General features: G+C 71.9%; 19 protein-coding genes. 8 read left to right on the top strand and 11 right to left on the bottom strand.

The annotated features are described in order from the left end of the window. Nucleotides 1-83: 83 nt before the first annotated feature. Nucleotides 84-935 carry a formyltetrahydrofolate deformylase gene (gene purU, locus OG584_RS20160; RefSeq protein ID WP_405779704.1) on the bottom strand — a complete coding sequence of 284 codons (852 nt, stop codon included), beginning with the start codon at nt 933-935 and terminating at the stop codon, nt 84-86. A gap of 29 nt (nt 936-964) precedes the next feature. Further along, complete coding sequence (locus OG584_RS20155; RefSeq protein WP_405784179.1) at nt 965-1,411, bottom strand: hypothetical protein; 447 nt, start codon at nt 1,409-1,411, stop codon at nt 965-967. Between the two features lie 169 nt (nt 1,412-1,580). Here OG584_RS20155 and OG584_RS20150 point away from each other — a divergent pair, with 169 nt between their 5' ends. Next, nucleotides 1,581-2,882, top strand: coding sequence for an ABC transporter substrate-binding protein (locus OG584_RS20150; protein WP_405779702.1), 1,302 nt, complete (start codon nt 1,581-1,583; stop codon nt 2,880-2,882). Nucleotides 2,883-3,030: 148 nt separating this feature from the next. Here the strand turns inward: OG584_RS20150 and OG584_RS20145 are convergent, their stop codons facing one another. Together OG584_RS20145 and OG584_RS20140 are read right to left on the bottom strand one after the other, a co-directional pair. After that, nucleotides 3,031-4,731 (bottom strand): hypothetical protein, encoded by a 1,701-nt coding sequence (locus OG584_RS20145; protein ID WP_405779701.1) that lies wholly within the window; start codon nt 4,729-4,731, stop codon nt 3,031-3,033. Between the two features lie 363 nt (nt 4,732-5,094). After that, complete coding sequence (locus tag OG584_RS20140) at nt 5,095-6,483, bottom strand: transcriptional regulator (RefSeq protein WP_405779699.1); 1,389 nt, start codon at nt 6,481-6,483, stop codon at nt 5,095-5,097. Between the two features lie 316 nt (nt 6,484-6,799). Here OG584_RS20140 and OG584_RS20135 point away from each other — a divergent pair, with 316 nt between their 5' ends. Genes OG584_RS20135 through OG584_RS20125 form a run of 3 tightly spaced genes read left to right on the top strand, consistent with a single transcriptional unit; the run spans nt 6,800 to nt 9,921 of the window. Next, nucleotides 6,800-7,468 (top strand): bifunctional DNA primase/polymerase, encoded by a 669-nt coding sequence (locus OG584_RS20135; protein WP_405779697.1) that lies wholly within the window; start codon nt 6,800-6,802, stop codon nt 7,466-7,468. Between the two features lie 39 nt (nt 7,469-7,507). Further along, nucleotides 7,508-8,284, top strand: coding sequence for an ABC transporter ATP-binding protein (locus tag OG584_RS20130; protein ID WP_405779695.1), 777 nt, complete (start codon nt 7,508-7,510; stop codon nt 8,282-8,284). After that, nucleotides 8,281-9,921, top strand: a complete 1,641-nt coding sequence (locus tag OG584_RS20125; protein ID WP_405779693.1) for a transporter — start codon at nt 8,281-8,283, stop codon at nt 9,919-9,921. The genes OG584_RS20130 and OG584_RS20125 overlap by 4 nt, the downstream gene beginning before the upstream one ends. A 46-nt stretch (nt 9,922-9,967) precedes the next feature. Here the strand turns inward: OG584_RS20125 and OG584_RS20120 are convergent, their stop codons facing one another. Together OG584_RS20120 and OG584_RS20115 are read right to left on the bottom strand one after the other, a co-directional pair. Further along, nucleotides 9,968-10,834, bottom strand: a complete 867-nt coding sequence (locus tag OG584_RS20120) for an alpha/beta fold hydrolase (protein ID WP_405779692.1) — start codon at nt 10,832-10,834, stop codon at nt 9,968-9,970. A gap of 697 nt (nt 10,835-11,531) precedes the next feature. Beyond that, nucleotides 11,532-12,224: an iron dependent repressor, metal binding and dimerization domain protein gene (locus tag OG584_RS20115; protein ID WP_405779690.1), complete on the bottom strand. Its 693-nt coding sequence runs from the start codon at nt 12,222-12,224 to the stop codon at nt 11,532-11,534. Nucleotides 12,225-12,350: 126 nt separating this feature from the next. Here OG584_RS20115 and OG584_RS20110 point away from each other — a divergent pair, with 126 nt between their 5' ends. Further along, entirely contained in the window at nt 12,351-13,121 is a 771-nt protein-coding gene (locus OG584_RS20110) for an SIS domain-containing protein (RefSeq protein ID WP_405779688.1), read from the top strand. A gap of 144 nt (nt 13,122-13,265) precedes the next feature. Here OG584_RS20110 and OG584_RS20105 read toward each other — a convergent pair whose 3' ends face one another. Beyond that, a complete protein-coding gene (locus tag OG584_RS20105; RefSeq protein WP_405779687.1) occupies nt 13,266-14,852 on the bottom strand; it encodes a PAS domain-containing protein in 1,587 nt (528 codons plus the stop codon). A gap of 426 nt (nt 14,853-15,278) precedes the next feature. Continuing rightward, a complete protein-coding gene (gene pdxH, locus OG584_RS20100) occupies nt 15,279-15,908 on the bottom strand; it encodes a pyridoxamine 5'-phosphate oxidase (protein ID WP_405784177.1) in 630 nt (209 codons plus the stop codon). Nucleotides 15,909-16,219: 311 nt separating this feature from the next. On the opposite strand from pdxH, the gene OG584_RS20095 reads away from it, so the two are divergent. Beyond that, the gene (locus tag OG584_RS20095; protein ID WP_405779685.1) at nt 16,220-17,332 is read left to right on the top strand and encodes a citrate synthase 2; all 1,113 of its coding nucleotides are present in this window, start codon (nt 16,220-16,222) and stop codon (nt 17,330-17,332) included. Between the two features lie 199 nt (nt 17,333-17,531). On the opposite strand, the gene OG584_RS20090 is transcribed toward OG584_RS20095, so the two are convergent. After that, nucleotides 17,532-18,656: a Gfo/Idh/MocA family protein gene (locus OG584_RS20090; RefSeq protein ID WP_405779683.1), complete on the bottom strand. Its 1,125-nt coding sequence runs from the start codon at nt 18,654-18,656 to the stop codon at nt 17,532-17,534. Nucleotides 18,657-18,775: 119 nt separating this feature from the next. Here OG584_RS20090 and OG584_RS20085 point away from each other — a divergent pair, with 119 nt between their 5' ends. After that, nucleotides 18,776-19,411, top strand: a complete 636-nt coding sequence (locus tag OG584_RS20085; RefSeq protein ID WP_405779681.1) for a TetR/AcrR family transcriptional regulator — start codon at nt 18,776-18,778, stop codon at nt 19,409-19,411. 95 nt (nt 19,412-19,506) lie between these two features. On the opposite strand, the gene OG584_RS20080 is transcribed toward OG584_RS20085, so the two are convergent. Next, on the bottom strand, nt 19,507-20,412 hold the full coding sequence (locus tag OG584_RS20080; RefSeq protein ID WP_405779679.1) for a S41 family peptidase: 906 nt from the start codon (nt 20,410-20,412) through the stop codon (nt 19,507-19,509). 57 nt (nt 20,413-20,469) lie between these two features. On the opposite strand from OG584_RS20080, the gene OG584_RS20075 reads away from it, so the two are divergent. After that, nucleotides 20,470-21,024: an ArsR/SmtB family transcription factor gene (locus tag OG584_RS20075; RefSeq protein WP_405779677.1), complete on the top strand. Its 555-nt coding sequence runs from the start codon at nt 20,470-20,472 to the stop codon at nt 21,022-21,024. A gap of 72 nt (nt 21,025-21,096) precedes the next feature. Here OG584_RS20075 and OG584_RS20070 read toward each other — a convergent pair whose 3' ends face one another. Next, nucleotides 21,097-21,321: a hypothetical protein gene (locus tag OG584_RS20070; protein ID WP_405779676.1), complete on the bottom strand. Its 225-nt coding sequence runs from the start codon at nt 21,319-21,321 to the stop codon at nt 21,097-21,099. Between the last annotated feature and the right edge of the window lie 50 nt (nt 21,322-21,371).

Genomic DNA, 21,371 nt, shown 5'->3' with positions numbered 1-21,371 from the left:
GGACGCCCGGCCCAGCGGGACTCAGGAGTCCTGGCACTACGCCCGCCCGGTCACCGGACGCTCATAGTGCCCGCAAGGGCCCCTTACGCGAACACCACCGTGCGGCGGCCGTTCAGCAGGATCCGGTGCTCCGCATGCCACTTCACCGCGCGTGCGAGCGCCTGGCACTCCACATCGCGCCCGATCGCGACCAGCTGGTCGGGGGTGACCTCGTGGCCCACCCGTTCGACCTCCTGCTCGATGATCGGCCCCTCGTCGAGGTCGGCCGTCACATAGTGGGCCGTCGCCCCGATGACCTTCACGCCCCGCGCGTGCGCCTGGTGGTAGGGCTTCGCACCCTTGAAGCTCGGCAGGAAGGAGTGGTGGATGTTGATGATCCGGCCGTTCAGCGCCTTGCAGAGGTCGTCGGAGATGACCTGCATATAGCGGGCGAGCACCACCAGCTCGACGTTCTCCGTGCGGACCAGGTCGAGCAGCTCGGCCTCGGCCGCCGCCTTGTTGTCCTTCGTCACCGGGATGTGGTGGAAGGGAATGCCGTACGAGCCGACCAGCTCGGCGAAGTCCGGGTGGTTGGAGACCACCGCGGCGATCTCGACGGGCAGCGCACCGGTACGGGCCCTGAACAGCAGGTCGTTCAGGCAGTGGCCGAACTTGCTGACCATCAGGACGATCCGCATCCGGTCCTCGGCGCGGTGCAGCTGCCAGTCCATGCCGAAGGCGTCACCGACCGCGGCGAAGCTGGCGCGGAGCTTCTCCAGTGACACCGGCTGCTCGGCGCCGAAGTGCACGCGCATGAAGAAGAGGCCGGTGTCCCGGTCCCCGAACTGCTGGCTGTCCTCGATGTTGCATCCCGTGATGAACAGATAGCTGGACACGGCATGCACAATGCCCTGTTTGTCCGGGCAGGAGAGCGTGAGGACGTACTGGTCGGTCATGACAAGCAGGGTGCCACAACCGGCCCCGGTCAGGCGGCCCTGGTCACAATACGGAGCACTTCCAGTGTGCGCGGGGCCACATCCGGGTCGTCACCGTCGGCAGCCGCGAGCCGCACATGCGCCTCACGGGCGGCCCGCACCGCCTCCGGCCAGCCGTGGTGTTCCATATAGGCCGATACGAGGGCATCCGCCCCGACCTGGTGCATGATGCGCAGCACACGCAGCACGGCCACGTCCACGAGTGCGGCCTCACCGGAGTCCCGGAAGACCGTCCCGACGTACTTCTCGGCGGACCAGTTGTCGAGCCAGGTGTCCTCGACCAGCCGGTAGACGGCGTCGGTGACGTCCCCGTACTCCGCACGGCCCGCGAGCCAGCACTCCTGGTGGAACGCCGGATCGGAGAGCATATGCAGCGCGGAGCGCACATTGGCGCGCCAGCGCCACCACGGCATGTCAGTCAGCGGCATGTCGTCCATGGTGGTGGAGCGACGGCCGCGACGGGAAGCGTTCGGGGAAGCTTGCACGATTTCGATCGTACGTTCCCGCCGGGCCGAGTCTGCCGGACCCCCGCAATTCACCCTGCCGTCACCCGGCGTCGACGGTGGGCCACCGCCGCGTTACCCGTGGGGCGGCAGGGTCCTGGGCATGACCGGTTGGCGACGCTCCCTCACCGTCCTCGCACTCTGCACGGCCGCCGGGACCTCCTCCCTGCTCGCCGGATGCGGGGAGCTCCCCGGGAAGCCGGGCGGCTCCAGGGGCACCGTCACCGTCATGACCTGGGCCCCTGAATCCACCCCTGCGACCAATATGCCTGGAATGCCCGCAATGGCGGCTGCCTATGCCCGCTGGGTCAACGCCCACGGCGGTATGGGTGGTCACCGGCTCCGCGTCCTCACCTGCAACGACCACAACGGCCCGATCGGTGCCGGGTCCTGCGCCGAGCGGGCGGTCGAGGAGGGCGCGGTCGCCGCGGTCGGCTCGTACAGCGCCTACGGCCAGTCGTTCATGCCACCGCTCGAAGCGGCGGGCATCCCGTACATCGGCGGATACGGCGTCTCCAGCGAGGAGTTCCGCTCCGCGCTCTCCTACCCGGTCAACGGCGGCCAGGCATCCCTGCTGGCGGGCAGTGGCGGACAGCTCGCCAGGGACTGCGACCGGGTCGCACTGGTCAGACCCGAGACCGTCGACGGGGACGAACTGCCGAACCTCCTCGACACCGGACTCGCGGCGAGCGGCAGGGCCCCGGCCACGGACATCCGCACCACCGAGGACGCGGGCGAGTACCGCGCGCAGGCCGCCGAAGCGCTCAAGGCCGTGGGAGCGGGGCCGGAAACACCTGGCTCCCCGCCGCCGGGCGGCGGGAGCGGCACAGGGTGCGTCAGCGCGGTGCTCGGCGGCCGTACCCAGACGTTCGTCGACTCCTTCCGGCGTCTGGACGGTTCCGGGCGCCGGGTGCGGATCGCCTCGGTGCTGGGCAGCGTCGGGCAGGGACTCGTCGACAGCACGGGCGGCAAGGACGGCCCCTACGAGGGCGCTTACGTCACGGGCTGGTATCCGGTGGCCGGTGATCCGCGCTGGCAGCCGATGCGCGACGTGATCGACAAGTACGCCTTCGGTGACAACAGGATCGACCCCGCCGACGCCGGCGCCGAGACCACCTGGATCGCGTACACCGCGCTGAAGGAGGTCGTCGAGTCGCTCGGCAAGGACCGTGTCACGGCGGACGACCTGACCCGGGCACTCGACGGCGGGCTCGCCGTGCGGACCGGCGGGCTCACGCCCACCCTGAGATGGCGCTTCCAGGACCTGCTGGCGTCACGGGACTTCCCCCGCCTCGTCAACCGCCGGGTGACGTATCAGGTGGTGCGCGACGGACGGCTGGTCGCCCTGCGGAACGGCGCGGTGGATGTGGGGCCGACGCTGGAGAAAGCATCACTCTCGGAGTGACGTGGCGAGCCGGAAACCTCCGGGGTGACGTGGCGCGAGCCGGAACCTCCGGGAAGGACCGGAGCCTCCCGGGGAGGCCGCGTCCCGGAGTGAACCGGAGCCCTCTCGGGGAGAGCCGTCCCCCGGAGTGAACCGGAGCGCCCCGCCGTCAGAGCTGGTCGCTCCTGCGCTGCGTCAGGCTGTACTTGTCCGCGATGGCGTTCCACAGGGTCGACGCCTGCTTCTTCGCCGCGGTGGCCTGACCGCTGGCCGCGTCGCCCCGGCCCGCGGCCGCCGTCCGCTTGGCGTGACCCTTCTTGCATTCCTTCTTGTTGTTGGCCGCGACCGCGTGGGCCCAGGCCGCGTACTGCTCGTCGGCGCTCGCCGACGAGTTCCACGCCCTGGACAGCGAGGCGGTCAGCTTGTCGTGGTCCGGCAGCTTGTCGACCGAGAGCGTCCCGAGCTGGGTCACCAGCGAGTGGCGCTGTTTCGCCGCACCGCGCAGGTCGGACGCCGCCTGGGGCAGGTTCTGACAGGACCGGATGTTGCCGACAGCGGCGATCACCGCGGAGCGGCTGTTGTTGCTGTCGGCGAGCAGCTTGTCGAGCGCCACGGCCTGCGGCTGTGCCGGGTCCTTGGCGGGCTGGGCGGGCGCCTTCGACCCGGTGGCCGCGGTGGCACCAGCGGGCTGCTTGTCGTCCTTCTTGTCGGAGCCGCCCCCACCGCTGAGCAGCGCACCCGCGCCCAGGCCGATGACGGCGCAGCCGACGACGACCGCGGCGATGAGGGGTGTACGGGAGGACTTCCGCCTGCCCGCACCGGCGGCGGCCCGGGAGGCGGGCTCCGGGACGTACTGGGGAGCCGGCGCGCCGGGCTGCGGCTGCGGCTGTGCCTGCGGCCTGCCGTACGGGTCGCTCCCGTACGGGTCCTGCGGGTCGAACCGCGGCAACTGCTGTGTCTCACCGGCCGCTTGCGGCCCGGCCGCGTCCGTACGGAAGAGACTGTCGAACTCGGCGGGCGGCCTGCGGTCCTCGGGGGCGCCAGGTCTGATGCCGTAGTCGGGGGCGGCCGGAGCCGCCGGCACGGGCGGCAGGAACTGCGTGGGTTCCGCATCGGCCCCGGAGGCGGCCGGAGCCGGGCCGGGCTGCCTGCGGTGTCCGAGGTACTGAGTGGACTCCGCCGGATTCTCGGGCGGCGCGGCCACGGGCGCGATGAACTGCGTCGCCTCGCTGACCGGGGCGATGAACTGCGTCGCATCGCTGTCGCCCGCGCCCGGAACCGCCTCGGGGGGCAACGGCTGTGCGAACGAGGGGTTTTGCGGCCGGTCCTGGGGCGGGAGCTGTGGCCGGCGCCGGGGCTGCCCGTGCGGCGGATACTGCTGGGCCTGCGGATACTGCTGCTGATCCTGCGGGTACTGCTGGTCCTGCTGGTACTGCGGGGCGGGCGCGCCGTGCTGCGGGAGCCGGTGCCCGGTCGGCTGCCCCGACGACTGCGCGGGCGGGGGCAGGGGCTGCGACAGGGGCTGCTGCTGGTACGGCTGAGGCGGCTGCGACTGCTGCGGCGGCAGGTGCTGCGGGAACTGCGGCTGCTGGGCCTGCGGTTGCTGCGACTGCTGCTGGAAGTGCGGCGGCTGGTACTGCTGATGATCCTGCGGCTGCTGGGGTATGTGCGGAGGCTGCTGCGGGGGCTGCTGCTGATCGTCCTGCGGCCCCCAGGGCTGACCCCACGGCTGGCCACCGGCGGGGACCGTGTGCTCGCCCGCGACTTCCGGGATCCACGGACCACTTCCGTCGGACGGCAGTACGACACCTTCGTGCGCGCGCCGCACAGCGGGAAGCTGCGGCTCGTCGCCCTGTCCGTTCTGCGTCACCGGGACTCCTACTGCACGTGGACTTACCGAATCGTCAGCTCACGCTACCGGGTGAACCGACGCGTCTGCCACGGGGCGGCTGTCGGCGGTGTGCGATGTAACACATGGAGGACACGCGGCGCTGTACTGGGGCGGTTCGTGTGCCCGCGCGGGCCGCGGTGGCTGGTTCTGGCCCCTGCCGCTCACGGGCAGGGGCGATGGCCGAATCGGGCGGGCCACCGGCGCCCGCTCCCTGGCATCCGCCGCCGGCGGCCCGCGCGGCAGCCCCCGTGGCAGCACGGGCCGTGGCCCCCCGCCCGGCCGCCCGACTAGGGGTCGTTGCACTATGCCCGCCCGGGTCGCGCGCTGAGAGCGCAAGGCCCCCTAAGCGGCCGCGACCTCCATCCGCGCCCCCAGCTCCCGGACCGCCCGCTCCTCCCCGAACGGCTCCAACCGCCCGCGCAAATCGTCCAGATAAGCCGCTCCCCGGCCCGAGCGCACCGTGCTCAGCAGCTCCACCGCACGGGTCCCCGTCCGGCAGGCCTCCTCCACCTCGCGCTGCTGGAGCTGCGCCGTGGCCAGCAGGACAAGGCCGATCCCCCGGCGGCGCGCCTTCGTCTCCGGCAGGCCCACCAGGGCCTCCTCGGCGCGGCTCGCGCCCGCCGCGCCCTGGCCCAGATCGCGGTGGCAGTGGGCCAGCTCGTCGGCCAGATATGCGCCGTTGAAGTGGGTGATCCACTCCGGGTCGTCACCCGCGTCCGTACCGGACTCCGCGCGGTCCATCGCCGCCAGGGCCCGGCCCGCCACCGCCTCCGTCGCACGGGCGTCGCCCATCAGCGCGTGGCCGCGCGCCTCCGCCGCGTAGAACATCGCCTCGGCGCGCGGTGTGACCCGCCCCCGCGCGCCCTCCTGCGCCGCCCGCGCCAGCTGCGCGATCTCGCGTGGGGTGCCCAGCTCGGCGGCGAGATGGCTCATCGAGGCCGCCAGCACATAGCCGCCGTAGCCGCGGTCCCCCGCAGCCTGGGCCAGCCGCAGGGCCTGGATGTAGTAGCGCTGGGCCAGCCCCGGCTGACCCGTGTCGACCGCCATGTATCCGGCGAGTTCGGTCAGTCTGGCGGCCGCGCCGAACAGTTCCCGGCCCACCCCGTCGCGGTACGAACCGGCCAACAGCCCGGACACCACGCTGTTCAGATAGTGGACGACGACGGGCCGCACATGGCCGCTGCCGAACCGGTGGTCGAGCTCGGTGAGCGCGGCGGTCGTCGCCCGTACCGCCGCGACGTCGGACGGCCCGACCCGCGCCCCGGCGGCCCGCGCCACCTGGGCGTCCGCACCGGTGATCAGCCAGTCGCGGCTCGGCTCGACCAGCGCCGAAGCGGCGACCGTGGAACCGGAGAGGAAGTCGCGGCGCCCCACATCGCTGCGCCACAGCTCACAGACCTGCTCGATCGCACCGAGCACCGTCGGCGAGAACTGAAGCCCCACCCCGGATGCCAGGTTCTTCCCGTCCGCCATCCCGATCTCGTCGATCGTGACCGTACGGCCGAGCTTGCGGCCCAGCGCCTCGGCGATGACGCCCGGCGCCCTGCCACGCGGCTGCTGCCCGCGCAGCCATCGCGCGACGGACGTCTTGTCGTAGCGGAGATCGACGCCCCGCTCCGCCCCCACCATGTTGACGCGGCGGGCCAGACCGGCGTTGGAGCAGCCGGCTTCCTGGATGAGCGCTTGCAGCCGTTCGTTGGGCTGACGGGCGACGAGAGGCCTGGCGGCCATGAATACCCCCTGAGACGCGCGGCGGTCACTGATCCGGTCGGGTTCATCACTGCCCGGTAAATGTCGGGAGAATGCGGTGAAAGACGGGAGTAATCCCGGCATTCTCCGTGCACTCCGCTGAGGGATACCCGCTCCGGGGAGTGCATTCGCCTACGCGCCCCCGCCCATGCCTCCATGCGCCCCGGATGCCGTCAAGCCGCCCCTCCACCACCCTCGTTGAGCCTGCGGCGGGCCTGCTCCGCGGCAGCCGGCGGGCGTGCGCCGCCTATCCCAGGGGAGCCCGTAACCCCGGGTGACGGCGGGAGTTGAGCTGTTCGTGAAAGAGACCAGCGCGGGCACCCAAGCCGCACAGATCCCCAAGCAGCGCACCGAACCGCTGCTGGACAGCGCCGTACGGTACGCGGAGGAGCGGCACTGGGACGTGCTCCCCGGCACCTGGCTGGAGGCGGTGGACGGCGTCGACCGCTGCTCCTGCGGGGACAGGGCATGCCTCGCGCCCGGCGCACACCCCACGCGCCCCGACTGGACGACCGCGGCCACGGGCAGCGCCGTCGCCGCCCGCGCCCTGTGGTCCAGGCAGCCGCGGGCCTCGATCCTGCTTCCGACCGGTCGGACCTTCGACGCCATCGACGTGCCCGAGACCGCGGGCTTCCTGGCGCTGGCCAGGATGGAGCGGCTGGACGTCACCCTCGGCCCGGTGACCTGCACCCCCGACCGCCGGATGCTCTTCTTCGTCCTGCCGGGCGCCGGGGCCAAGGTGCCCGATCTGGTGCGGAGGCTGGGCTGGGCGCCGTCCACGATCGACCTGTCGGTCCGCGGCGAGGGCGACTACGTCGCGGCGCCGCCCACCCGGTTCGGGGGCTCGGGCGCCGTGCAGTGGGCGCGGCGGCCGACGGCTGTCAACCGCTGGCTGCCCGACTCGGACGAGCTGGCCGCGCCCCTCGCGTACGCCTGCGGCCAGGAGGTCCGGGAGGCCCGCCCGTAGGGTGTGCGCAACAGCCGGGACTCCGAAAGGCGCTGCACCATGGCGGACCAGGCAGCCGTACGGGTAAAGGGATTGTGGAAGCGGTTCGGGGAGCAGATCGCGGTCGCCGGGATCGACCTCGAACTGCCCGCGGGCCAGTTCATCGGCCTGGTCGGCCCGAACGGCGCGGGCAAGACGACGACCCTCTCCATGGTGACGGGCCTGCTCAGGCCCGACCAGGGCACGGTCGAAGTGGCGGGTCACGACGTCTGGCAGGACCCGGTGGCGGTCAAGTCGCGGATCGGCGTACTGCCCGAGGGACTGCGCCTGTTCGAGCGGCTTTCGGGGCGCGAGCTCCTCGCGTACAGCGGCCGGCTGCGGGGGCTCCCCGGCGCCGAGGTCGACAAACGGGCCACCCAGCTCCTGGACGTACTGGACCTGGCGGGCGCCCAGCACAAGCTCGTCGTCGACTACTCGACGGGGATGCGGAAGAAGATCGGGCTGGCCGCCGCGCTGCTGCACAACCCCGAAGTGCTCTTCCTGGACGAACCGTTCGAGGGCGTCGACCCGGTGTCCGCGCAGACGATCCGCGGCGTGCTGGAGCGCTACACCCGCTCCGGCGCGACCGTCGTCTTCTCCAGCCATGTGATGGAGCTCGTCGAGTCCCTCTGCGACTGGGTGGCGGTGATGGCGGCCGGCCGGATTCGCGCGCAGGGCCCGCTCGCCGAGGTACGCGGAACCGCACCCTCCCTCCAGGAGTCGTTCCTGGAACTGGTCGGCGCACACGACAGGAACGCCGGAGACAGCCTCGACTGGCTGGGCGGAGGCCCGCGATGACCGCACCGACGGCCGCCACCACCGCGACGCCCGGCACCGATCTGCCCGCACCCTCGTCCCTCACTCCCGTCTTCGTACGGCTGAAGCTCTCCCTGCTCCGCAACGGTCTGCGCCAGTCCTCGGGCCGCAAGGCCGCGTACATCGCGTCGATCGCCGTCTCGCTCCTCTTCGCCGCGGTGCTGCTCCTCGGCCTCGTCCTCCTGCACGGCCACGCGCACGCGCGCACCCTGACCGTCATCCTCACCCTCGTCCTCGCGGTGGGGTGGGCGGCGATGCCGCTGTTCTTCCCCAGCGGCGACGAGACACTGGACCCGAGCCGCCTGGTGATGCTGCCGCTCCGCCCGGAGCCGCTCGTACGGGCCCTGCTCGTCTCCTCACTGGTGGGCATCGGTCCGCTCTTCACGCTCTGCCTGGTGGCCGGCTCGGCCTTCGCCGTGGCGACGGACGCGGCTGCCGCCGTGGTGGCCGTCATCGCCGTCCCGCTCACCGTGCTGGTCTGCGTGGCGCTGGCGCGGGCGGTGGCCGCCGCCAACGTCCGGCTGCTCACCTCGCGCAAGGGCCGCGATCTCGCCGTACTGAGCGGGCTGGTGATCGCGATCGGCATCCAGGCCGTCAACTTCGGCGCCCAGCGGCTCGGCAGGGCAGGCGGGCTCTCCGCGCTCGACCCGACCGGGGACGTGGTGCGGTGGCTGCCGCCGGCCTCCGCGATCGGCGCGATCGACTCGGCGAGCAGCGGGTCGTACGGCCCGGCCGTGGCCCAACTCGCCATCGCCGCCGCCTTTCTGCTGCTCATGCTGGGCGCCTGGCGGCGCACCCTGGTCCGGCTGATGACCTCACCGGACGGCTCGACGCTCGCGGCGGCCGAGCCGGCCCGCAAGGAGTCGGCGGGGGGCTTCTCGCGCCTCCTGCCCGAGGGCCGTACGGGCACGGTGATGCTCCGCACCCTGCGCTACATCTGGCGCGACCCCAAGACCAAGGCCGCCTGGATCGCCTCGCTCGCGATCGGGCTGATCGTGCCGCTGCTCAACGCGGTGCAGGGCAGCGGTTCCATCTACTTCTCGTGCTTCGCCGCGGGGATGCTCGGCATCCAGATGTACAACCAGTTCGGCCAGGACACCTCGGCGTTCTGGATGGTCGCGCAGACCATCTCGTCCCCTGGGGACGCGTACGCCGAACTGCGGTCGCGCGCGCTGGCACTTGCCCTGATCACCGTCCCGTACACGGCGCTGGTCACCGTGGTCACGGCCGGGCTCCTCAGCGACTGGGGCGCACTGCCCGAGGCCATGGGGCTCGCCTTCGCCCTGCTCGGCGCGATGCTGGCGACGGGCGCCGTGACCTCGGCCCGCTTCCCGTACTCGATCCCGCAGGACAACGCCCACAAGAACGTCGCCCCGGGCCAGGCGGGACTCGCCTGGATCTCCATCTTCGGCGGCATGGTCTCGTCGGCCCTGCTCTGTTCACCGGTGATCGCGCTGCTGATCGCGCTGCACGTCACGGGCAACGAGCAGTATCTGTGGATCCTGCTTCCGCTGGGCGCGGGGTACGGGGTGGTGGCGGCCTGGGCCGGACTGCGCGCAGCCGCGCCGCAGGCGGCCGGGCGGCTGCCGGAGATCCTTCTGGCGGTCAGCAAGGGGTGAAAAACCGGGCACACGCCGATACTTCGGGCGGCGGGCCCGGCCCCGGCTACTGAGCGAGCACCGCGTCCAGGAACGGCTCGATCGCCGCGCGCCACGCCTCGGGCTGGTCGTAGTGGACCAGGTGGGACGCGTCGGCCACTTCCGCGTACTCACCGCGGGGCAGCACCCGGACCATCTCCTGGGATTCCGCCCGGCCCAGGTCACCGTCCAGGCCCCGGACCACCAGGGCCGGGCACTGCACCTGGGCGAGCTCCTCCCAGTGCGCGTCGAAGACCCACGTCCTGCGGGCTTCCAGCATCTGCCGGCGGGAGAAGACCGGCCGCCAGCCGTCGGCGCTCTCGGCCATCACCTCGGCGAAGAACTCGCCGCGCGACGGATTCGGACGCTCCACCCACGGGTCGTCCTCACCGAACCACTTCCGTACGTCGGCGAGCGTCGCGAAGGGGACGGGCCAGGACATGAACCAGTCCTCCCACTCACGCTGGGACGCGATCCCGAGGGCGGAGGCCCGCATATCGCAGAGGACCACGGCCCGGACCAGGTCCGGGCGCTTGGCGGCGAGCTGCCAGGCGGTGAGCGCGCCCATCGAATGCCCGACGAGGGTGACGGGCGCGAGCCCGAGCTGGACTATCGCGGCCTCGGCGTCGGCGACGTAGGCATCACGGGTGTAAGGGCCGTCGGCGGGCTTCTCGCTGCGGCCGTGGCCGCGCTGGTCCAGGGCGACCGCGCGGTGGCGCTCGGAGAGCCAGCGGGCGGTGGACGCCCAGTGCGAGGCGCGGCCCATCAGGCCATGCAGCAGTAAGACGCCGGGAGCACGCTCCGTCTCGCCGTCGCGCTCCTTGGGCGGGTCGGCGAACTCCCAGGCGGCGAGGCGCACGCCGTCGGGTCCGGTCACGTCGATGCGTCGCGCCATATGTTCTGGCACCCCCTTCAGTCCCCGGGTGGTCGGTCCGCATCTGCCGCAGGCCGTTCAGTGGTAATTCGGGTGTCGCGTCGGTACATCGGTGTCGCGTCACACAGGCTATCGAACTCGCATTCGAAAATGCGGTTCCCACCCACAACACCCCACCTTCGAGTGACACCCCTCAAGGGTTGAGGGTTGCTGCCCGGGGGAGATTTTCTGCGGGGGGCGGACCACTCGGGGATGAGGGTCCGGCCAGACCGACCTTGAGAGCTCGGGGCTCCAGGTCGGCGCGGGGGAGATCAGGCCCCGGCGCTTACGAGCGCCGGGGCCCTCCGCGTGCAAGACCCGGTGGGTCCGAGACAGACGCATGCACCTGCTCCCTCCCTGCCGGACGGGCGGGTCGTGTCGGGCCGACGCCCTCGGGCCGTAGGCGTCAGCCTCGCACGGGTCGCGTTCGGCCGGGGGCGATTCCGGCACCATGGCCCAGAGGCCGCGGGGGCCGTGAAAGAACTCGCGGGAACCCGGCGCCGGAAACCACCCGGAACCGGCCGGTCCCGCCATCCGGAACCAATGGGGCGCAAGCCGCCCGAAACCAGCGGTTAACCATCCCAACCCACCGCAACCGGCTGGAACCGGCTGCGCATCCGCTGGACCAGCTGCGATCCGCGGGGGGAGCCGGCCTCAGCCGGCCGCTGCCGCCCGACCGCTACTGCTTGGCGACGAAGACGTGCGATGCCACCTCGGGGCTGAGCTCGGCCGCCTCGCCGCTGCTGCCCACCAGGACCCCGCCCGCGGACTCCGTGACACTCACCACCGAGCCGGGCTGCACACCTGCCCGACGCAGCGTGTACATCAGCTGCGCGTCGGTCTGGATGGGCTCGCCGATGCGGCGCACCACCACATTCTTCCCGTCGGGGCCCGGATCCAGATCGGCCAGGCTCACCATGCCCTCGTTCAGGAAGGGATCCGCCTCGGCCTTCTCACCCAGCTCCTCAAGACCCGGGATCGGGTTGCCGTACGGCGACTCCGTCGGATGGCGCAGCAACTCCAGCACCCGCTTCTCGACCGCCTCACTCATCACATGCTCCCAACGGCATGCCTCGGCGTGGACCTGCTCCCACTCCAGGCCGATCACGTCGACGAGGAGACACTCGGCCAGCCGGTGCTTGCGCATGACGCGCGTCGCGAGGCGGCGGCCCTCCTCCGTCAGCTCCAGATGCCGGTCGCTCGCGACGGACACCAGCCCGTCACGCTCCATGCGCGCCACGGTCTGGCTGACCGTCGGGCCGCTCTGGTCGAGCCGCTCCGCGATTCGGGCCCGCATGGGAACCACACCTTCCTCCTCCAGCTCGAGGATGGTGCGGAGGTACATCTCCGTGGTGTCGATCAGCCCGCTCATACGTGCCCCTATGTTCCGCTACTGCTATGGCCCTCACCCAATTCTGACGCATACCTCCGACAACCGGGCTGCGCAGGACTGGGGCGGTATTGACACTGCGCTGGTACGGACCGCACCGTGATCCGCATGAGCAGCGAGAACAGCGGTAGCAGCGGCCTTGCCGGCGAGTTCTTCGACGCCGCGATCGGCCTGCTGCGCCGGGTGCGGGACGAGGAGTCCGGGAACGTGACGGCGGCCGGTTCCGCCATCGCCGACACCGTGCAGGCGGGCGGGCGCCTCTTCGCCTTCGGCGCCGGTCACTCCTCGCTCGCCGCTCAGGACGTGGTGTACCGCGCGGGCGGCCTCGCGCTGATGAACCTGCTCGGCGTCCCGGGCACGCTCGGTGTCGACGTCAGGCCGGCCACGCTCGGCTCCGCGCTGGAGCGCGTCGACGGTCTCGCGAGCGCTGTGCTCGAATCCAGCCCCGCAGCCGCCGGCGACGTACTTGTGATCATCTCGCTCTCCGGCCGCAACGCGCTCCCCGTGGAGATGGCGATGAGCGCCCGCACCCTGGGACTGAAGGTCATCGGCGTGACCTCAGTGGCCTACACGAAGGACACCACGTCACGGCACAGCTCCGGTACGTATCTGAAGGACCACTGCGACATCGTGCTGGACAGCCGGATCGCGGTGGGTGACGCGGAGCTCACGGCGGAGGGCGTCGAGGCGCCCTTCGCCCCCGCGTCGACCGTGGTCACCAGCGCCCTGATGCAGGCGATGATGGCCTCGGCGGCGGGCGAGCTGGCCCGGCGCGGCATCGAGCCGCCCCTGCTCCGGTCGGGCAACGTGGACGGCGGCCACGAGTGGAACGGCCGTGTGCTGGCGGAGTTCGGCGACCGGATCTTCTACCAGCACTGACCCGCCGGCCCCAGCCCCGGATCCGCCCGGTTCACTGCGGGCCACCGCCACCGCCACCGCCACCGCCGAGCGGGGCCCGGCCGGTGGTCGTGGCGCGCCGCCGGTGGCCATGGGCGCGCGTACGCGGCCCGCACCGCCGCGGCATCACCCCTGCCGCTCCAGCGCCCGCGCCAGATCGATGGCCGAGGCCACGCGTACGGCGACACTCTCCGCGTACACCGCGTCGGGCCGTTCGAAAGCGGGGCGGCCCGCGCCGCGCAGGAACGTCACGACCCCCAGCGTCCTGCCCCGGCTCCGCAGCAGTGTGCACAGCGCGTGCACGGTGCCCGGGGGCCACTGCCGCTCCGCCGCCCATGCCTCGGCCGCCGCCCTGGCCGCTCCGTCCGATGCGGACGACCGCGGGGCCGCCGCCGCACTGGTCCGTACCGCTCCGGTCCTCGCCACCGCCTGGAGCGCCGGATGCCCTGCCCGGTAGCGCACCGGCAGTGCGGCGCCCGCCACCGGGAGGCACGGCCCGTGCTCACCTCCGTACGGCGTCTCGGCCACCCGTACGAGCCGCGCGGCAGCACCCGCGGCGGACGCGGCAGCACCCGGGCCGGACCGTTCGGGAGCCGGATCGGCGGACGTGACAGGTGCATCCCCAGGCGCATCCGCCGATGTACCGGGCGGCTCGGGGAACAGGTCGATCAGCGCATGGTCGGCGAACCCGGCGAGCGCGAAGTCCAGGTAAGACGTCGCCGCCTCCATCGGGTCCTCGCACTCGGCGGCGGCCCGCGACGCGCGGTGCAGCTGGTTGCCGCGGAAGCGGAGCCTGTTCGCCTCCTGCTCGGTCTCCCTGGCCGCGGTGATGTCGCGGAACAACCAGCCGACCCCGAGCGGGACGGGCTCTTCCGCGAGCGGCGATGCCAGCCGGACGAATCCGCTGCGCCAGCAGCGCCGCCGCTCACCATCCGCGGTCCGCAGGGTCACCCACATCTCGGCGGGCGCGGGGAGCGATCCTTCGGCGAGTACGTGCTGGAGCGCGCCCTCCAGTTCCTCGACGCCCTGTACGACGATGTCGCCCAGTGGCCGCCCGAGCAGCGCGGTACGCCCCGTGGACAGCGCCCGCGCCGCATGGGCGTTGACGACGGTCGGCCGCAGGTCGACATCGACGAGCACGACACCCCAGGACGCGTCGTCGAACATGGCCTCGCTGAGTGCTATCGCGCGTTCCAGATCGATCTGCGCGTGGACCTCGCTGAAGGCGCAGTACACCCCGGCCGGTGCGCCGTCGGCACCGCGCACCCCGGAGGACTGCGTCCGTACGAGCACCCGCCCGCCGTCCTTGCGGAGCAGCGCGAACTCATGGACCTGACGGCCGGGGGCGCGCATCGCCGCCATCAGCCGGTCCTGCACCTCGTCCGCGTCCGCCGCCCGCACCGCCCAGCCCGCGAAGCCGGTACGTCCGACGGCCTCGTCGGCGGACCAGCCGAGAATCCGCTCGGCCTCACGGTTCCAGTGCGTGATCACCGCGTCCGCGTCGAACGCACAGAGCGCGGCGTCCATCCCGTCGAGCAGCGCGGCCAGCAGATCGGAGCCCGTGCCCACCGGTCCTTCCCCGGTGCCGCCGGAACACTCCGCGCCGCTGGACGCAGCCGCGGGAGCAGGAATCGCTCCCGCCCCCGACTGCCCGCCGGGCTCGGGCTCGTCGGGCCCCAGCGCACTGGCTGCCTCGATCCGGGAACCACTCATCCGGCACCCCCAACAGGACGCGTCCGCCGCATGTACTGCATGTACCGCACGTCGGATCATTCAACGCGAACGTGACGCAGCACACACGCAACTTCGGTAAATAAGTGGCTGCCAGGGCAACTCCGCGGACGGCGGGGCCGCGCGGCACATGCGGCCGTTAATTCGGTTGAACGGAGCCGGAGGGGGTCCTAAAGTCGGCTGCACGCTCGAAAGGAGGTGTTCCGGAAGTGATTTCTTCTCGGACTTGCGAGGTGGCTGCGGGCTGACGGCCCGTCGTCGCACGTAGTGCAGCGCCGGCTCACCGCCGGCCGAAATCCCAAGCAGTCACCGACCCGCGGGCTCGCCGGTAAGTCCGGCCGGCTCCTCCGCAAGGAGGAACCAGAGCCCGCGGGTTTCTGCGTTCACTGGGCGGCACCCGCCCGCCCTTCACGGACAGAGCCGCTCCACGCGCCAGCCCGCGCCGGTCCCCGTGCTCACGTACCGCAGTCGGTCGTGCAGCCGGTTCTCGTGGCCCTGCCAGAATTCGGCCGTGCCGGGGGTCACCCGGAAGCCGCCCCAGTCCTCCGGCACCGGCACCTCACTGCCCTCCGGATAGCGCGCCGCCAACTCCTCGTAACGGGCGGTCAGTTCGGTCCGCGAGGCGATCACCGACGACTGTGCGCTCGCCCAGGCCCCGAGCTGTGAACCGTGCGGGCGAGTGCGGAAGTACGCCTCTGTCTCCTCGCGGGCGATACGGGACGCGGTACCCGTGACGATGATCTGGCGGGCGATCCGGTGCCAGGGGAAGAGCAGCGAAACCTGCGGGTTGGCGGCCAGTTCACGGCCCTTGCGGGAGTTGTAGTTGGTGAAGAAGACAAAACCGGCCGCGTCGAACCGCTTGAGCAGCACCGTCCGGGCGGACGGGCTGCCCTGCGCAGTAGCGGTCGAGACGACCATGGCGTTCGGTTCGTGCAGTCCCCCCGCGACGGCGTCGGCGAACCAGCGGCCGAACTGTTCCATCGGAGCGGGGGCCAGGTCCGTCTCCGCGAGGACGGTGGAGCGGTACTGCTCTCGCATCGCGGCGGGGTTCAGATCGGGGTTCGGCAGATCAGGGTTCGGCACGGGCCCATCCTGCCGCAAAGGGGACGTGTGCCGGATGTCACGCTTCCCCGTGACGGCGGGACCCGTCAGACTCGTCCCTCCGCGCCCCCGGAGCGCAGACCCACGCCGGAGCGTGAACCCAACCGGCCCGAACCCAGCCGGACCGAGCCGAACCGCCCCGCCCCGCCCTGAACAACCTGAAAGGAAAGCCGGCCCCGCACGCCGAGCCCATGCACCGAGCCCGCAAGACGAACCCGTAAGTCGAACGCATCACGAGGAGCCGCCTGATGTCCGACGCCGCAGCCGCTTTCGTACCCGGACTCGAAGGAGTCGTCGCATTCGAGACCGAGATCGCCGAACCGGACAAGGAGGGCGGCGCCCTGCGATACCGCGGCGTCGACATCGAGGATCTGGTCGGCCAGGTGTCCTTCGGCAATGTCTGGGGTCTGCTGGTCGACGGAGCCTTCAACCCCGGCCTGCCGCCCGCCGAGCCGTTCCCGATCCCGGTCCACTCCGGCGACATCCGGGTCGACGTGCAGTCCGCGCTGGCGATGCTCGCGCCCGTCTGGGGGCTGAGGCCGCTCCTCGACATCGACGAGCGCACGGCGCGCGACGACCTGGCACGCGCCGCGGTGATGGCCCTCTCGTACGTCGCCCAGTCGGCACGTGGGCAGGGCAGCCCGATGGTTCCGCAGAGCGAGATCGACAAGGCCGATTCGGTCGTCGAACGCTTCATGATCCGCTGGCGCGGCGAGCCGGACCCCAAGCACGTCAAGGCGGTTGACGCCTACTGGACGTCTGCGGCCGAACACGGAATGAACGCCTCCACCTTCACCGCCCGCGTCATCGCCTCGACCGGCGCCGATGTCGCCGCCGCGCTCTCGGGCGCGGTGGGCGCGATGTCCGGCCCGCTGCACGGCGGCGCGCCCTCGCGGGTCCTGGGAATGATCGAGGAGATCGAAAGGACCGGCGACGCGAGCGCGTACGTGAAGCGGGCCCTGGACCAGGGCGAGCGGCTGATGGGCTTCGGCCACCGCGTCTACCGCGCCGAGGACCCGCGGGCGCGTGTGCTGCGCCGCACGGCGAGGGAACTGGCCGCGCCCCGCTTCGAGGTGGCCGAGGCGCTGGAGAAAGCCGCCCTCGAGGAGCTGCACGCCAGGCGTCCCGACCGGGTGCTGGCCACGAACGTGGAGTTCTGGGCGGCGATCGTGCTGGACTTCGCGGAGGTCCCGGCGCACATGTTCACGTCGATGTTCACGTGCGCGCGCACAGCCGGCTGGAGCGCGCACATCCTGGAGCAGAAGCGGACCGGGCGGCTGGTCCGGCCGTCCGCGCGGTACACGGGACCGAGCACACGCGACCCCCGCGAGGTCGAGGGGTACAGCGGCATCACGGGCTGAGACCGAGCGGTCCGGGGCGGGCGGTCCGGGGCGGGCAGTCCGGCCCATTCCGGGACAGGAGGCCCGCAAGTACCCGGAGCGGGCCGACGCGCACGAGGACGGGAGGAGCCGGAGGGTCGCCGCCGGTCCGGAGGGGCGCTCCGGCGGCCCTCACCGCCCTCCCGTCGAGTCGGTCAGCGGCCAGCCAGTCAGTCAGCGATCATCCGTGGAAGGTCTGCCGGGTACCCGTCCCGGCAGACCGCCTGATCGCGTCGAGCAGGCGGTGCAGCCGGAGGCCCTCCCCGAAGCCCGGAGTGCTCCGGCCGCCGGTACGGAGGTCCCCGGCGAGCCGGGCGTACAGCTGGGCGACGTTCAGGACCTCGGTAGCGGCGGCGGATTCGGGGACCCAGCGGTACCGGTCGGGCAGCGGGATTTCCTGCCACGCGCCGTCGCGGGCGCGGTTCCCGAGCAGACGCAGCTCACCGATCTGGACACCCGCAGGGCCGCCAGGACCTGTGGAGACGATGGCCAGGTCGCCCTCGGTGCCGGCGATCTCCAGCCGGGTGCGCGCCTCGGTGATCTTGGCGTCGTGAATGTGGGCGGACACCACTGCCCCGCTCGTCAGGCTCGCGTTGAGGAGCAGATGGTCCGGGCTGGTCGCCCCGACGACCTCGCCCGTCTCGGCGACTCGACGGGTCGGGTGCTGGACCGACAGACCGGCCGAGAGGTCCGCGATGTCTCCGAGCAGGTATTCCAGTGCGTCGAGGGTGTGTCCCCCGGCGACCTCCAGCAGCCCGGCTCCGTTGGCTCTGTCGAGGGTGTAGGCGGACCAGGCGGGGATCTGCTCCCCGGCCGACTTGCCGCGGGCGGCGTACACCGTTGCCGAGTTGACCCGCCCCAGCCAGCCGTCGGCGATCAGGTCGCGCGCGAAGCCGATCGCGGGGGCGTACCGCGCCTGCAGCCCGACCGCGTGGTGCACACCCGCGTGTTCCGCCGACTTGAGCAGCGCCTCGGCCTCCTCGGTGGTGCGGGTGAGCGGCCACTCGCAGTAGACGTGTTTGCCGGCCTCCAGCGCCGCTTGCACCAACTCGACGTGGGCGGGCACCTTCACGGTGACGGCGACCAGATCCACCTCGGGGTGCCCGGCGAGCTGCCGGGGGTCGGTGAAGGCGTGCGCGGCACCGAACTGCCGGGCCGCCGCCTCGGCACTCTCGGCTCGGCTGGTGGCGACCGCGGTGATCTCGTAGTCCGCAAGCGCCGTCAGCGCCGGGACGTGCGCGCGGGCGGCCCAGCCCCGGCCGGGGCTCGCACCGATGATGCCGACCCGGATTTTCTCCGATGCCATGACGTGTCTCTGCCTTCCTGCCGACGGGCACCTAAACGGACAGGTGGTGTCCGCTTAGAGGATCCAGCCAGCCTAAATAAACGGACAGAACATGTCCACTTAATTGCTAGACTCATCCCATGAACAGGCCGGACAGCGCCGTGGGCAGGTTGATGGCCACCGAGGCAGGACACCGGCCCCGGGCGGACGCACAGCGCAACGTGGAGCGAATCGTGGTGGCGGCGCGGACCGCCATCGCCGAGATCGGCGTCGACGCCGGCGCGCACGAGATCGCGCGCCGGGCCGGTGTGGGCGTGGGCACCTTCTACCGGCGGGTCCCTTCCCGTGAGGCACTGCTGGAAGCCGTACTCGACGAGGTGCTCACAGAGATCGCGGACGTGGCCGACAGATCGCTCGCCGCCCCCGAACCCTGGGCCGGCCTCTGCGAATTCGCCGCAGCATTCGTACGGCTGCGCGCCGAGAGCTGCGGCATCGGCGAGGCACTCGGCGGCGCCTGCGGCGACGCCCTTGACCAGTCCCTGGCCGGATTGCGGGAACGGATCCGGCTCCTGGTGGAGCGCGCCCAGGCGGCCGGCGTGATGCGCACCGATCTGCCGTGGCAGGACGTGCCGTTCCTCCTGGCCGCGGCGGCCACCGGCGCCCGCACACTGGGCATGCGCGCGGGCGCGCAGCAATGGGAGCGCAATCTCCGGATCATCCTCGACGGACTGCGCACCACCGAGCCCGCACCACTGCCCGGGACTCCCCCGGGCTGACGGACATCGGCGCGCCGTTCGTCGCGCGCCGCGATGTCAGCGAACCCGGTCATTGCGCGCCGCGTCACCGGCGAACCGCCCCGCTCCCGACACGATCAGCCGGCGAGCCTGGCCAGGGCGAGTTCGTGTGCGCGGTCGAGGGAGCCGACCGCAGCGCACGGGACGTCCGGCTGCACGCCGGTGCCCTCCCAGTCCTCACCGGAGACGGGATTGATCGCACGGCCGACCGGGATCGTGGCTTCCAGGTGCGGGTGCACCGTCCAGCCCTCCCGCGGGTGCGCCCCGCCGCCGGTGCGCTCTCCGACAACAACCGCGCGGCCGAGCTGTTGCAGGTCGTACGCCAGCTCCTCGGCGCCGGAGAAGGTGCGGCTGCTGGTCAGTACGTACAACGGCTTGCTGCCGCCGAACCGCGCGCCGGGCACGTACGGGAGGCTCCAGGACTGCTCGCGGCGCTCGCCGTCGCGCCAGTACATGGTGTTCAGGTGAGTGCGCTCATCCAGCAGGTAGCTGCAGACGAAGGCGACCGTGTCCGGGTCGCCGCCTCCGTTGGCGCGCAGATCCACGATCAGCGCCCGCGCGGGAGCGGCCAGAGTGAGTGCGGCACTCAGCGGTTCGGCGGCCCACTCCAGCGGGAACAGGGTCGGCGCCAGCTCCACCACGGCCACCCCGCCGTCGAGCAGCTCCACCCGGGGCGCACCGCCCAGCGAGGTGTCGAAGTCCCGGCGCATGGCGGCCAGGGCGGCCGCCCCCCGCTCCGGGGGCACCGGGTGAGCGTGGTACTTCAGCCTCAGATGCCGGTCACCGTTGACGGACTGCAGGTCCGCGGTGACCAGCCGGCCGAGCTCCTCGGCGTCGTCGACGTCGTAGGAACCCTCAGCAAGGCGCCGCCGGAGCAGGCCCGCGAGCTGTTCGGCCGTCTCCGGGAAGACGTAATGCTCCATCAGGAGCCTGGCGGTTTCGTCGATCACAGGGGCAGGCAGTAACTGCGTCAGGGTCGTCATGGCAGGGAGTAGAGCACCGCCCTTGCGAAAGCGTCAAGAGAGTTAGACACTTTCGGTATGAGCGACCACCCTCCCCCTCCGCAGCCACCCGAGGACGTCCAGGAGATCAGCACGCCCGAGCAGTTCTCGGCGCTCGCCCACCCGCTGCGCCAACGGCTGCTCTTCTCTCTGGGCCACCGGCCCGCGACCATCGGCCGGCTCGCGGAGCAACTCGGCACGACGAAGGGCAACGTGGCCCACCACCTCAAGGTGCTCCGTGAAGCCGGACTGGTCCACATCGCCGAGACCCGCCGGGTGCGCGGCGGCACCGAGCAGCACTACCAGCGCACGGCCCGGCGCATGATCGTCGCCGAGCCGCAGGAGGCGGGCACCGCCGCGATGCTGACCGCGGTCGCCCAGGAGCTGGACCGCTCACCCGCCGATACGCACCTGACGCTACGCCATGTGCGTCTCGGCCCCGCGAAGGCGCGAGAGCTCGGGGAGGCCCTCGCCCAACTGGTCGACGAGGTGGAGGACGACCCGGATGAGGGGCAGCCCACGCACGGGGTGCTGGTGGCGCTGTACCAGCGCGGCGGCGATCCGGTCAGCGCCGACACACCCGGTCAGCGCTGACGGTCGGGCGGTACGGACAACCGGACGGTACGGACAGCCGGACGGTGCCGACAGCCGGGGCCCTTCGTCCGGTCAGCATTCCTCGATGGCGAACAGTTCCAGGTGCCCGCAGATGGAGCACCGGTGAGCAGAGATCTCCCGGCGCGTGCGGCCCATCTTCTTGGCACCGCCGAACGCTCCACGCGCGAGGGGCCCGGCGATCCACTTCCCGTACCCGGCTGCGCCCTGTCCCGAGTCGTCGATGAATCCGGGCTCCAGCTCCACCGCACCGCATTGAGTGCACCGTATGTCGTCCATCGGGGGAGTGTAGCCAGCGGCTGCGGACGGGTGTTCGGGTGGCGCCGGAC

Origin of the sequence: Streptomyces sp. NBC_00859, assembly GCF_045161865.1 — a bacterium.
Classification (GTDB): domain Bacteria; phylum Actinomycetota; class Actinomycetes; order Streptomycetales; family Streptomycetaceae; genus Streptomyces.
This window is presented reverse-complemented; position numbering and strand designations above follow the sequence as displayed.